This window comes from Pseudomonas sp. NPDC089734, assembly GCF_044748865.1.
GTDB lineage: Bacteria > Pseudomonadota > Gammaproteobacteria > Pseudomonadales > Pseudomonadaceae > Aquipseudomonas.
Genome location: NZ_JBIVGV010000001.1, coordinates 1 through 13,202 on the forward strand (window position 1 = coordinate 1; position 13,202 = coordinate 13,202).

The 13,202-nt window shown below is 59.9% G+C and carries 11 protein-coding genes and 1 pseudogene; 5 read left to right on the forward strand and 7 right to left on the reverse strand.

The annotated features are described in order from the left end of the window. Positions 1 to 148: 148 nt before the first annotated feature. On the reverse strand, positions 149 to 1,060 hold the full coding sequence (locus ACIPY9_RS00005; protein ID WP_400696069.1) for a LysR family transcriptional regulator: 912 nt from the start codon (positions 1,058 to 1,060) through the stop codon (positions 149 to 151). Positions 1,061 to 1,195: 135 nt separating this feature from the next. On the opposite strand from ACIPY9_RS00005, the gene ACIPY9_RS00010 reads away from it, so the two are divergent. Both ACIPY9_RS00010 and ACIPY9_RS00015 read left to right on the forward strand, forming a co-directional pair. Beyond that, positions 1,196 to 2,251, forward strand: a complete 1,056-nt coding sequence (locus ACIPY9_RS00010) for a tartrate dehydrogenase (protein WP_400696070.1) — start codon at positions 1,196 to 1,198, stop codon at positions 2,249 to 2,251. 91 nt (positions 2,252 to 2,342) lie between these two features. Then, on the forward strand, positions 2,343 to 3,677 hold the full coding sequence (locus ACIPY9_RS00015) for a dicarboxylate/amino acid:cation symporter (RefSeq protein WP_400696071.1): 1,335 nt from the start codon (positions 2,343 to 2,345) through the stop codon (positions 3,675 to 3,677). Positions 3,678 to 3,721: 44 nt separating this feature from the next. Here the strand turns inward: ACIPY9_RS00015 and mksF are convergent, their stop codons facing one another. From mksF to mksB, 3 genes are read right to left on the reverse strand one after another with little or no spacing between them, the layout of a single operon-like run. Next, a complete protein-coding gene (gene mksF, locus ACIPY9_RS00020; protein WP_400696073.1) occupies positions 3,722 to 6,544 on the reverse strand; it encodes an Mks condensin complex protein MksF in 2,823 nt (940 codons plus the stop codon). Beyond that, entirely contained in the window at positions 6,541 to 7,245 is a 705-nt protein-coding gene (mksE, locus tag ACIPY9_RS00025; RefSeq protein ID WP_400696074.1) for an Mks condensin complex protein MksE, read from the reverse strand. The genes mksF and mksE overlap by 4 nt, the downstream gene beginning before the upstream one ends. Further along, positions 7,235 to 8,515: an Mks condensin complex protein MksB gene (gene mksB, locus ACIPY9_RS00030; RefSeq protein WP_400696075.1), complete on the reverse strand. Its 1,281-nt coding sequence runs from the start codon at positions 8,513 to 8,515 to the stop codon at positions 7,235 to 7,237. The genes mksE and mksB overlap by 11 nt, the downstream gene beginning before the upstream one ends. A gap of 144 nt (positions 8,516 to 8,659) precedes the next feature. Here mksB and ACIPY9_RS00035 point away from each other — a divergent pair, with 144 nt between their 5' ends. From ACIPY9_RS00035 to can, 3 genes are all read left to right on the forward strand, one after another. Continuing rightward, complete coding sequence (locus ACIPY9_RS00035) at positions 8,660 to 9,457, forward strand: energy transducer TonB (protein WP_400696076.1); 798 nt, start codon at positions 8,660 to 8,662, stop codon at positions 9,455 to 9,457. Beyond that, entirely contained in the window at positions 9,450 to 9,902 is a 453-nt protein-coding gene (gene rimI, locus ACIPY9_RS00040; protein WP_400696078.1) for a ribosomal protein S18-alanine N-acetyltransferase, read from the forward strand. Before ACIPY9_RS00035 ends, rimI begins: the two co-directional genes overlap by 8 nt. A gap of 82 nt (positions 9,903 to 9,984) precedes the next feature. Then, positions 9,985 to 10,620, forward strand: coding sequence for a carbonate dehydratase (gene can / locus ACIPY9_RS00045; protein ID WP_400696079.1), 636 nt, complete (start codon positions 9,985 to 9,987; stop codon positions 10,618 to 10,620). Positions 10,621 to 10,732: 112 nt separating this feature from the next. Here the strand turns inward: can and ACIPY9_RS00050 are convergent, their stop codons facing one another. From ACIPY9_RS00050 to ACIPY9_RS00060, 3 genes and pseudogenes are all read right to left on the reverse strand, one after another. Continuing rightward, positions 10,733 to 11,608, reverse strand: a complete 876-nt coding sequence (locus ACIPY9_RS00050; protein ID WP_400696822.1) for a methyl-accepting chemotaxis protein — start codon at positions 11,606 to 11,608, stop codon at positions 10,733 to 10,735. Between the two features lie 207 nt (positions 11,609 to 11,815). Further along, positions 11,816 to 12,361, reverse strand: a pseudogene (locus ACIPY9_RS00055) (MCP four helix bundle domain-containing protein); the annotation flags it as partial. A 164-nt stretch (positions 12,362 to 12,525) separates the two neighbouring features. Then, complete coding sequence (locus ACIPY9_RS00060) at positions 12,526 to 13,197, reverse strand: HD domain-containing protein (protein WP_400696081.1); 672 nt, start codon at positions 13,195 to 13,197, stop codon at positions 12,526 to 12,528. Positions 13,198 to 13,202 lie beyond the last annotated feature (5 nt).

The window sequence follows — 13,202 nt, forward strand, 5'->3', positions numbered from 1 at the left end:
CGAACTCAGCAGTGAAACGATGCATCGCCGATGGTAGTGTGGGGTTTCCCCATGTGAGAGTAGGTCATCGTCAAGATTCATTTGCGAAACCCCAATTGCGAAGGCAGTTGGGGTTTTGTCTTTATGGGCGCAATAAATCTGAAACGGCTTATTCAGCTTCGTCCAGGTTATCGATGTGTCTGAATCGTTCGACCAGAAAATCAATCAGGCTGCGAACCCGAGCCGATAGATGCAGCTGCTGTGGATAAACGGCATACACATCCGCACGAGTCGGCGTCTGATCCTCCAGCACCAGACGTAGTCGACCGCTGCGCACATACCGGGCAATGTCCCACTCGGCCCTGAGCAATATTCCATAACCCTCCAGCGCCCAGTTCAGTGCGACTTCGCCATCGTTGCAGCCCAATGCTCCTCTCACCTTGATGTTCTGGGTTTTTCCGCCGTTGGTGAAACTCCACACGCCATGGGGCGTTTCGTTTTGCCTGAGAAAAATACAGTTGTGATGCTGCAGGTCCGACAAGCGCTGCGGCACGCCATGGCGCTCCAAGTACAGCGGAGACGCGCACAACAGGCGGCGGTTCGATGCGATCTTGCGGGCATGAAAAGCGGCGTCCGGCAATGTGCCGAAGCGGATGCCGAGGTCAAAGCCGTGGGTGGCCAGGTCCAGCGGGTGGTCGCTGATTTCCAGCTGGATCTCCACTTCCGGATAGCGAGAAAAGAACGCCGCCAATGCCGGCCCGATATAACGACGCCCAAAGCCCAGCGACGCATTGACGCGAATCAGCCCCTTGGGCGTTGCACGGCTGCTGCTGACCAACTGCTCGACCTCATCAATCTGGGTCAGGATCCGGGCTGCATGGGAAAAGTACAGCTCGCCCTCGGCAGTCAGGCTCATCGAGCGTGTTGTGCGGTTTACCAGGCGAACCCCGAAGCGGGCTTCCAGCGCGCTCAGGCGTTTGCTGACAGCCGGTGGCGTGATTCCAAGCTCTCGTGCTGTAGCCGCCAGGCTGCCCTGCTTGGCCAGTAGGTAGAAAAAAGACAGGTCCAGGGTCTGATTCATTCGTAACTCAGAGTTATTTATGTAGTTATTTTGAGTAACTCACCGCTTTGTACTCACTACATATACTCCCCCCACACTCGGCTGAACAGCCTGTTCAACCGTTACAACAAGAACGTATCAAAAGTGGAGTGGACCATGAGTGCATACAAGATTGCTGCAATCCCGGGCGATGGCATTGGCGTTGAGGTGATTGCTGCCGGTGTCGAGGTTCTGCAAGCCCTGTCGAAAAAATCCGGTTTTGAAATCGACTTCAAACACTTTGACTGGAACTCCGATAACTATCTGAAGAACGGCTACTACATTCCCGACGGCGGTCTTGAGGAACTGAAAACCTTCGACGCCATTTTCTTCGGTGCAGTCGGTGCCCTGAATGTGCCTGACCATATTTCCCTCTGGGGATTGCGCCTGCCGATCTGTCAGGGTTTCGACCAGTACGCCAACGTGCGCCCGGCCCGTGTTCTTCCGGGTGTCAAAAGCCCGCTGCACAACGGCGATCAGATCGACTGGGTCGTGGTGCGTGAAAACTCCGAAGGCGAGTATTCCGGCAATGGCGGACGTGTTCATCGGGGCTTGCCGGAAGAGGTCGCGACAGAGGTGTCGGTCTTCACCCGCGCCGGTGTCGAGCGTATTCACCGCTTTGCGTTTGAGCTGGCCCAAAGCCGCCCTCGCAAGCACTTGACCATGGTCACCAAGTCCAACGCCCAGCGCCACGGGATGGTGCTGTGGGACGAGATTTTCTACGAGGTCGCCAAGGACTTCCCGGACGTCAGGATCGACAAGGAACTGGTCGATGCCGTGACCACACGCATGGTGCTCAAGCCTGCGACACTGGATGTCATTGTCGCCACCAACCTGCATGCGGACATTCTGTCCGACCTGGCCGCGGCACTGTCTGGCAGCCTGGGGATTGCCCCCACCGCCAACCTGAATCCGTCACGCCGGTTCCCCTCCATGTTCGAGCCTATCCATGGTTCCGCTTTCGACATTACCGGCAAGGGCGTTGCCAATCCGGTGGCCACCTTCTGGACGGCCGCCATGATGCTGGAGCATCTGGGTGAAGCTGCTTCGGCGAAGCAACTGATGTCGGCAATCGAGGCCGTCACGGAAAGCGGGTTGCATACCCCGGACCTGGGTGGCACCGCCACCACCCGACAGATCACCGACGCGGTGATCAAGCTGATCAATCGTTGATTCAAAGTAGTACTGCGGCATAACGCCAGGAGGCGATCATCCATGCGTCTCCTGGCATTTCCTGACAACAATAAAAAATCAGGGCCCCGTCATGAAAAGAATTCTCTCGAAGCTGTACGTACAAGTCCTTCTTGCCGTCATCCTCGGCGCTGTCGTCGGTGTGCTGGTTCCTGAAACCGGAACCGCGCTCAAACCTCTTGGCGATGCCTTCATCAAACTGATCAAGATGCTGCTTGCGCCGGTCATCTTCCTGACCGTCGTGACCGGCATTGCCCGTATGGAAAACATGAAAGAACTGGGGCGAGTCGGTTTTCGCGCCCTGATCTATTTCGAGGTGGTGTCGACCCTGGCGCTGGTCGTGGGGCTGGTGGTGGTCGATGTATTCAAGCCGGGTGCAGGCATGAACATCGATCCGGCCACGCTGGATACCGCGAGCCTCGCCACGTACACCACGGCCGCCAAGCACGCCACGTTCATGGATTTCGTGATGAACATCATCCCCGACACCATTGTGGATGCCTTCGCCAAGGGAAATGTGCTGCAAATCCTGTTGTTCTCGATCCTGCTCGGTGTTGCACTGGCCAATGTCGGCCCGCGTGGCAAGGCGTTCGTCGACACGCTGGAAAGCCTCATGCAAGGCATGTTCAAGATCGTCAACATGGTGATGCGGCTGGCACCGATCGGCGCCTTCGGGGCCATTGCGTTCACCATCGGCAAGTACGGGTTTGGCTCGCTGTTTTCTCTGGGCAAGCTGATGGCGTGTGTCTACCTCACGTGCCTGGTGTTCGTCATTGTGGTGCTGGGGCCGATCTGCCGTTATTGCGGCTTCAGCCTGTGGCGGTTTCTGCGCTTCATCAAGGAGGAGCTGTTTACGGTGCTGGGCACCAGCTCTTCGGAATCGGTGCTGCCGCAGATGATTTCCAAGATGGAAAAGGCCGGCGTTTCCAAGCCGGTCGCGGGGATGATCATCCCATCCGGTCTGACCTTCAATCCCGATGGTCAGGCGATCTACTACACCATCGCGGCGATTTTCATCGCTCAGGCGACCAACACACCGTTGACCCTGACCGACCAGTTGATCGTACTCGCCGTGTTGATGTTCACCTCCAAAGGCTCGGCCGGGGTGACCGGTTCCGGGTTCATCATCCTGGCTGCGACACTGGCGTCGCTGGGGACCATTCCGGTGGCTGGCATGGTGTTGTTGCTGGGGGTAGACCGCTTCATGTCCGAGGCGCGGGCCATCACCAATACCATCGGTAACGGGGTGGGCACCATGGCAATCGCCCGATGGGTGGGGGCACTGGATATGGAGAAGATGAACAAGGCGCTCAATGGCGAGCGGGAGATGGGGACGTCTGAAGTGGAAGCGGCTGTCACTGTGGAAAATGCAGTCGTTCCCGGGTTGAAAAACGCTTCCCGGGCTTGAGAAGCGGGGTGGTGAAGCTCACCACCCCCCAGACTTCGGCGCCGTTATTCAGCCAGCGCCGGAGCCTCTTCCTGTCGGGCCTCTTCACGACGGCGGATGTACTTCCAGTCCGCCTCATCGATGTAGATACCGTTGGGACCGCTGCCGCCTTCCAGGTCGATGGCCACATGGGCCGAAACCTGAGGCTTCACGCTCGCCAGAATCGGCACGAAGCCCAGTTGCAGGCTGGTTTCCAGCAAGGCCGACTGGTTCTTCTCGTCGATGTCTGCCGCTTCGTCCAGGTAGTAAGGCAAGCGCACGCGACCGGCCAGATCGCGGTCCATCAGGTGCAGCAACAAGTACATGTTGGTCAGCGCCTTGATGGTCATGGTCGTACCGTTGGAGGCCGCGCCATCGATATCGGTGTGGATAACCGGTTGGCCATGGACCTTGGTGATCTCGAACGCCAGCTCGAACAGGTCTTTCAGACCCAACTGGTTGTGGTTGGCCGCCACCAGCCGGGCCAGGTATTCCTTGGCCTCTTCGTTCTTGTTGTCCTGTTCGGCGCTTTGGCTCAGGTCGAACACCGACAGGGTTTCGCCTTCTTCATACTGACCGGCACTGTGGATGATCTGGTCGATATGCTTGAGGGCTTCCTTGTTCGGCGCAAGGACGATGCGGAAGCTGGCCAGGTTGGACACCTGACGTTTGTTGATCTCGCGGTTGAACAGCGCCAGTTGGTGCTCGAGGCTGTCGTAGTCGCTGCGGATATTGCGCAAGGTGCGGGCAATGTCCGTCACGGCAGCACGGCGTGCCTTGCCCAGGGTCAGGGCTTCGTCGGTGCGGTGGGCATAAGCGTTGATCAACAGTTGCAGGCGACGCTCCACGTCCTCTTCGCTGTCGAACTTGGCCACGCCCTTGAGGCGGACCTGTGCGTACAGCGCTTCGATCTGGCCATCGCTGCGCAACAGGCTCTGCCAGCTGTCCTGATAGTCATTGAGCAGGGGCAGCAGGTTGTCCATGGAGTCATCGACCGGGTCCATGAACGGCGTACCGAATGGCATGTCCGCCGGCAGCAACTGACGGCGACGCAGTGCGTCATCCAGCGTGCGTTGCTTGGCTTCCATGTCACCGATCTGCCGGGCGACCAGTTGCAGCTTGGCGGACAGTTGCTGGACACGTTCGGTGAAGGCATCGCTGGAGCGTTTGAGCTCGTCCTGCGTGGCTTCCAGTTGCGCCAGTTCCTCATGCTTGCCGGCTTCTTCCGCGCTCAGGGTCTGGCTGCGACGGTAGTCTTCCAGCGCCTTCTGAGCGTCCAGAACCTGCTGGTACAGCGCTTCGGTCTGGGTTTTGCTGGCCGCGCGGTCGGCGGCGACCGCCTGCTGGGTCTTCAGTTGCTTGAGTTCTTTCTCCAGACGCTCTTTCTGGTCGCGCAAGGCGGCGCGGTCAGCCAGTGCCTGCAAGGCGGGTGGCTCGATATGCGACAGGTTGATCGAGAGGCCCGGCACCTGGAACTGGTCGCCCTTGAAGCCATCCAGAATGGTTTCCAGGGATTTGACCCAGGCGTCGCCATCGTCCAGCGCAATACCCTGTTCGCCCAGAGGCAGGCTGAACAGTGCACTGTTGAACAGGCGCATCAGGCGCTCGACATCCGGCTGCGAGAACTCTTCGCGCAGGCGGGCATAGCTGTTGTTGTCCGCGTGGTCGAGCTGCTGCTTGACCGATTTCAGGCGCTTTTCCAGATCCCGCAGGCGTTCTTCCAGATCTTCGGCGCTGAACTGCCGGGACTGGGCCAGGGCACCGGCCAGCTCGTCGTGAGCATCCTTGGCGGCCAGCAGTTGCTGCTCCAGCACCTTGACGTCATCGATCAGGGCGAAGCGATTCTTGAGCACCGACAGTTCGCCGAGCCAGCGCTGAATGCTGCTGATTTCACGCTCCAGACGCATCAGCTCCTGAGTGCTGTTGCGCTGGTCGTTCTGCATTTCGTCCTGTTGGGCACGGTAATGCTCGGCCTGGGTGACCAGCTCTTCCTTGCGGGCGCTGGAGTAGTCCGACCAGGTGCCGAGCAGCGAGTCCAGCAGCGGCGACAGGCGATGCAGCTTGCCGCGCAGGATATCCCGCTGCTTGACGCCGGCGGCCAGGGCTTCGACCAGCGGACCGGCGAGGACCAGCGAGTTGTAGTCCTGCTCCATGCGGCGCACATCGCGGAATGCTTCTTCGCACGCGGCGATGTAATCGACGCTGCCGGAACGCAGGCTGTGCTCGAAGGCATCCAGAAACAGCTGCTTGAGTTTCGCCGCGGTGATTTCGCGCATGTGCAGCAGGTTGATGAACAGGGCGCGGAACGTCTTGAGGCTCTGTTCGCTGGTGGAGCGCAGAGGGATCAGGGTCAGGTCCAGCGGGATCGACGTGTGTCCGCCCACCAGCAGACGACGCAATTCGTCCGGCTTCAGTTCGTAGGCTTTCAGGCCCTTGCTTTCCAGATTGCTGAACAGCTCTTTCTGGCGCAGACAGGTGTCGTTCTTCTGGTAATGGCTCAGGTCCAGCTCACCGGCATAGGCGAAGAACTGGTGACCGAAGCCGCCGCCCGGGCCGCGACCGACGACACCGATGACATGCGGACCGTGGGGCAGGGAGACCTCCACCAGAATGTAGCTGGTGTCCGAGGCAAAGTAGAAACGGCGCGACTGTTCCAGGCTGTACTTGCCGAAACTCATGTCCGACATGCGCGCCAGAATCGGGAATTGCAGGGCGTTGATCGAGGCGCTCTTGCCCAGGTTGTTCGCACCATAGACCGACAGCGGGTTTTCCAGTGGGAACAGGCCCAGGCTGTAGCCTGCGGTATTGAGCAGGGCAAAGCGGCGAATGCCATAACGTTCCTGGCTCATGCGCCCATCTCCTGTTGTTCTTCAGCGATTGCACGGGCCAGCGCCTGTTCTTCGGTTTCTTCGTCGAATTCGGTCAGGTCCAGCGGGTCGTCGGTCTGCAGCAGTTTTTCATCGCTGTCTTCATCGATCAGGATCGGCGTCGGCAGCGGCAGATCGCTGTGCAGGCTGGCGGCCAGGTCACGGTCCTGCTGCACTGACAGGCACACGTCAAGGAAACGGTGCATCGGTGGCAGGAAGCGATAGATGCCCATTTCTTCGCTGGCGAAGCCCAGTTGGGTCATGCGGCGCATGATCTTTTCTTCGAGTTCTTCCTGAGTCTGCACTTCAGCCTGCAGGAACAGGTCGCGGTACTTGTCCAGCATCGAAGGCAGCTCGTCGCGGCCCAGGGTGCCACCGTCGAGTACAGCCATCGGGTCACGACCCTGGTCGGCCAGATGCTCGACGAGGATGAAGGTGAACAGCGCCAGACGCTGTGCGGTCTTGTTGACCTGTGCAGCCGCCAGCTCCGGAACGAAGTAGTAGAAACCGCGGGTGTCACAGACCAGCTCGAACCCCAGCGCCTTGAACAGCATGCGGTACTGATCCTGGGCATTGGAGAGTTGGGCATACAGCTCCGGGTCGCGGCGGCTGATGTGATACCCCTTGAACAGCTCGCGAAAGATCGGCGCCAGCTGGGACATTTCGGAAAGATCAAGATGCATGAAGAGTGCTCTCGGAATTCTCGGACTGCTCGTCTCGGGTGGCAAGCAGGGCGAAGGAGCGCAGGCTGACGCGATGCTCCTGAGTGAAATACTCGCGACGCTCCAGGCGTTCACGGGCGAAGCGTTTGTCGCGGGACAGGCGCGAGAACCAGTACAGCAATTCGTCGGTGGCACCGTTGGGTTCCTGCTCCAGCAGCCAGACCATCAGGTCGGGCATCGGCAGGGCATTTTCGCAGCGCTCGAGCATTTCCTTGACGGTACGCGGTGCCTGGGGCGGTACGCCCTTGCGGGTGCTGCCGCTGGCCTTGGGGAACTTCGCCGGTTTGGGCTCGAAACGCGCCAGGGCGTAGACGTAGGCCTCGACCTGGCTGGCACTGCCGAGAAACGTGCTCTGTGGGCGCGTGAACATCGGCATGGCCGCTTGCGGCACGGCATCGATGCCCTTGCGACGGATGGCCGACAGGGCCAGCGCTGCGCCACGGGTCACCGCGTTATGACGACGGGCTTCCTCGCGCAGCGGCAGCAGCAGTTCCCGTGCATGGCGCAGGGTGAGCTGGGCGCTGGTCTGCATTTCCAGGATGCGCGCGTGGGTGCGCAACAGCATGTCGTCGTCCACCAGATGTCCCAGGCGCTGCTGTTCGGTCAGCAGGCGCAGCAGGACGTTCTCGACCTTGCGCACGCCTTGCTCGAATGCACCGTCGGCGTTCACCAGCTGGATCATCGGCTCGACGTATTCGTCCCAGGTTGCCAGTACCTCGGCGTAGCGCTGGCGCAGGGGAATCTGGCGGTCGCTGGTCTTGGCGCGATCGGCCACGGCAACCAGCGCCTGTTCGTCGTTGGCGAGCTTTTTCAGGACATCGCGCACGCGCATGTCCAGCAGGCGCAACTGGCGGGCCAGGTCGTTGGCGTCGCGAATGTCGAAGGCGTCCTGGATGTAACCGGCCAGCCGCTCCAGATGGCGCAGGTAGGCTTCGATTTCCAGGCACAGGCCCAGACGGTGCTCACGGCGCAGATAGGACAGGAAGTCATGGATCTGTGCATTGAGCTCGAAACGGTTCGGGCTCTTGGCGACAGGCACCAGAATGTCCAGACGAATCCACACATCCAACAGATTGGTGATGTCTTGCGGGGTACTGTCCAGCTGCTGAGCGGCCAGTTGCTGACGCAGTTCGCTCAGGCTCAGGGTGCCCTGGTCGAAGTGCTCGCATAAAGGCTCAAGTAGCGCCCAGTGTTCGGCAAGGGCGCGCAGGACGCGCTTGGGTTCGATCATTGGTAGGCCGACTGTTGGCAAATGAAAAGCAGCGATTGTACTGCATCAGCCGCTCAAGATTTCACCTCCCGGCGATCAACTGCGGCGCGAAACCGCGAAGAGCGCTAGAATTGCGCGCTTAACTTATCCACAGGTGGCCGACCTTTGCTGAACGAGTCCCGTCGCCGCGCCTATTTGACTGCCATGCAGGTGGTCAACTGGTTGCCGCGCACTGAACTGCCTTTCGCGGCTCCGTCTCGCCCGGAGCTGCTTGCGCTGTTGCCGGTCGAGGTCGAAAGCGTTGCACCTGCCGTACCGGAATCGGCGGCTGCTGCTCAGGCCACTGCGGCGGCTGTGCCTGTTGCACGTCAGGCTGAGCGTCCGAAGATCGAGGTCCCGCGTCCCTCGTCTGCCAGCAAAAGCGCGCCCGTGGCGGCATCAGAAGAAGCGGCTGCAGCACCGGTCAAGCCCGTTGCCGTGCCACCCCCGCGTTTTTCCTTGCAGTTGCTGAGGGCGGGGCGTTGCCTGTTGCTGGTGGAGCTGCCCACCGGGCAACCTTTCCAGAGCCGCGACCCTTCCTATCTGCTGCTCAAGGACATGCTGCGCGCGGCTGGCCTGCCCAATAGTCCGCAGATCATCGGTGAGCCGGTGCGCTGGCCGCTGCTGGTTCGCGGGAATATGGATCAGGGGCCTGAAGCGGCGCGTGACTTTGTGCAGGAGTTTGTTGCGGCCCGTCTGGAAGACGAGCCCTGTGCCTGTCTGTGGCTGATCGGCCAGCCTGCCGTGCGTTTTGCCGGTGAGGCGGAAGTCGATGCGTACAATCGCGAACTGCAAATCGAAGGCCTCGGGTCTGCCTGGGCGCTGCCGGGTCTGGAATTACTGATGGACGAGCCTCACCGCAAGGCTGACGTCTGGCAAGCCATGCGTCGGCTGATGGCGCGCTGGAAATCCGTAGATGAGTGATGCAATAACCTTCCGCCCGATGACCGAGGCCGATCTGGATGCGGTATTGAAGATCGAGTACGCCGCCTTCAGCCATCCCTGGACGCGGGGGATTTTCCTCGAAGGCCTCAAGACCTATGAAATCTGGTTGATGTTCGAGGGCGCGCAACAGGTGGGGCATGGCGTCATTCAGGTCATCATCGACGAGGCGCACCTGCTCAATATCACCGTCAAGCCCGAAAGCCAGGGGCGTGGCCTGGGCTTGCGTCTGCTGGATCACCTGATGAAGCGTGCCTATCAACTCAACGGCCGCGAATGCTTCCTCGAGTTGCGTGACAGCAATCGACCGGCCTACCGGCTCTACGAGAACTATGGTTTCAACGAGATCGGCCGGCGTCGCGATTACTACCCGGCCGTGGGCGGTCGCGAGGATGCCGTGGTCATGGCCTGTACGCTTCTGGAGTGATGCTGGCGTTCGTGATGGCACCGCGTGACTTGGAGAGAGGGACGCCAGTCATAGAGGGGCATCATTATCGAGGCGTCATAGCATGAACGATCTACAAGACCTGATTGATAACAACGAGCGCTGGGCCGATGCGATCAAACAGGAAGACCCTGAGTTCTTCGCCAAGCTGGCTCGCCAGCAAACCCCGGAATATCTTTGGATCGGCTGCTCGGATGCACGCGTTCCCGCCAACGAGATCGTCGGCATGTTGCCGGGCGATCTGTTCGTACACCGCAACGTGGCCAACGTCGTGTTGCACACCGACCTGAACTGCCTGTCAGTCATTCAGTACGCCGTTGATGTACTGAAGGTCAAACACATCCTCGTGACCGGGCACTATGGTTGCGGTGGTGTGCGAGCGTCCATGCAGGATCGTCAGTTCGGCCTGATCGATGGCTGGCTGCGTTCGATTCGCGATCTGTATTACGAAAAGCGTGACGAGTTGGCCAAGCTGCCGACCGAGGAAGAGCGGGTTGACCGCCTGTGCGAACTCAACGTGATTCAGCAGGTGGCGAACGTTGGCCATACCAGCATCATCCAGAACGCCTGGCACCGTGGCCAGAGCCTGTCGGTGCATGGCTGCATCTACGGCATCAAGGATGGCCGCTGGAAAAGCCTGAACGCGACCATCAGTGGTCCGGAACAACTCCCACCGCAGTATCGTCTGCGCCCCCTGTAACCACCACCTCTGTAGGAGCGGATTCATCCGCGAAAAGGCCGGTACATCCGCAATAAATACATTGCCTGAAATACTGTCATTCGCGAATGAATTCGCTCCTACGGGGAGGCGGTTACAACACAAACCTCTGCACCATCAGGTTCAGGTCCGTGGCCAGCATCGACAAGGCATTGCTGGCGACGGTGGTTTGCTGTGCGCCCGAGGCGGTCTGGCTGGACAGGTCGCGGATGCTGCTCAGGTTGCGGTCCACTTCACCGGCCACCTGTGCCTGCTGTTCGGCGGCGCTGGCGATGATCAGGTTGCGGTCGTTGATGGTGGTGGTCGAGCTGATGATGACGGTCAGCGCTTCACCGGTCGCGGCGGCCTGTTCCAGGGTCTGGTTGGCTTGCGTGGCCGTGTGGCGCAGGGCGTTTGCGGTTTCCTGGGTGCTCTGTTGAACGCCGCTGATCAGCTCTTCGATTTCGGTGGTCGAGGCGCTGGTGCGCTGCGCCAGTGAGCGTACTTCGTCGGCAACGACGGCGAATCCACGGCCCGCTTCACCGGCGCGTGCCGCTTCGATGGCCGCATTGAGTGCCAGCAGGTTGGTCTGGTTGGCGATGGCGCGAATCACATCGAGGATACTGCTGATGTTCTGGGTCCGTTCGGCCAGGCCTTCTGCCTGATGCGACGAATCCAGCACATTGCTGGTCAGTTCCTTGATCGAGCTGATCGTGGCCGACAACCTGTCCTTGCCTTGTGCCGCCGCCTGGTTTGAGGCTTCCGATTCGGTCACGGTGTTGCTGGCATTGCCCGCCACTTCCACGGCTGCCTGGCTCATCTGGTTGACCGCGACCGCTGCCTGTTCGATTTCATCGTTCTGCAGTTGCAGGTTCAGGGCGCTGGCCTCGGCGATGGTGCCCATTTCCTGGACGGATTGAGACAGTTGGGTTGCCGCTGCGTAGATCTGGTCGATGGTGCCGTGCAGGTTGCTGCGCATGCGGCCCAGCATGATGAGCAGTTGTGCGGGCTCGTCCTTGCCTGGCGGGATGACCTGTTCGGTCAGATCGCCTTCGGCAATGGTATTGGCGATGTGCAGGGCGTAACGCACCGGATAGATGATGCTCACACTCAAGCGCCACGCCAGCAGCAGGGTCAGGACCAGCGCCACCACAATGGCGCTCAGGGCGATGATGCGGGTCTGTTCATAGCTGGCACCTGCCGCTTCAACGGCCGTGGCTGCACTTTGTTTGTTGAGTTCGCGCAGCAGTTGCACCTGCATGTCCATCAGGTCGCCCTGCAAGGCCAGCATGGTGTTGGACAGCATGCGCGCTTCGTCCAGTTTGTTCTGTTCGATCAGCTTGATCTCATCCTGCAGGCCGGGCATGAACGCGTTATAGGCATCCTGCAAGGCAATGATCGAGTCATGCTCCGTGCCTTCGGGGACGCGCGCCAGGTATTCCTTGAAGCCTTTCTCGACTTCATTGCGCAGTTGTTCGACGTTGATCTTGCTGTTGATGACCGCACCGGGATCGTCGGCGTTGGCGATCAGTCGTGTCGTTTCGCTACGCAGTTTCACGAGGCCGATGGCAATCGCATCCGCCATGGCAATACTGGGTAACGCGCCACTTTCCACGGCCTCTCCCTGGTTACGAATGTCCTGCATTTGCAGCAGGCAGAAAGCTCCTAGCGCAACCATCAGCAACGACGTGATGCCAAAGCACAGCACCAGGCGCGATGTGATCTTGAAGCGGCGCAATACCATCGTTCTGGATTGCTGACGCAAAAAACGAGGCAGGAATTTTTTCACGGCAAACAACCTCTATAGACAGGCATCTCGAAGGAGCCGTTTATAAGGCAGTTATGTGATGTCTTTATGACATCTTGCGAAAGCGTTGCCGTTTTGGCATCAAGAGTTGGTAGTGCGGTTCAGGGCTGTGAAGGCGGTGAGGGGGCTTCGATTTCTTCCATCAGTTCAGCCAGAAAGCGTTGCAGGCGGGCATGCCTGATCCGGGCCATTTCTGCGCCGGTCTCGGTCTGGAAGTGGTCGGCCAGATGCAGGAGCTTGGTGTGGAAGTGATCGACGGCAAAATGTTTGTCGTCGTAGGGGCGTTGAAGGGCCTGCGGATCCTGCGGGTCATAGAGCGCGCTGCCCATCCGTCCGGAAACATAGAACACTCGCGCCACACCCACCATGCCCAGGGCATCCAGACGATCGGCATCCTGGAGGATTCTGGCTTCGAGCGTCGCGGGTGGTATGGCCGCTGAAAAGCTGTGGGCCTCGATGGCATGGGCGACCGCCGCGATTCTGATTTCGTCCCACCCCATTTCGGTCAAGAGGTCGGTTGCTTTCGAGGCTGCCAGCCGTGAGGCGCTGGCGCGAAAGGGCGAGTCCTTCTCGACGGACACGCAGTCATGCAGCAGTGTCGCCGCCAGCAGGATCTCCTGATTCCCCCCTTCGTGGTCGCGAATGGCGCAGACATTCTTCCAGACCCGCAGCAAGTGAGAGATATCGTGCGAACCGTCTATCTTCTTCGCCTGGGTGTGGGGTATCAGCCGTCTGGCGAAGTCCTGAAAAGGCGCAAAACCGGCGTCTGTCATTGACT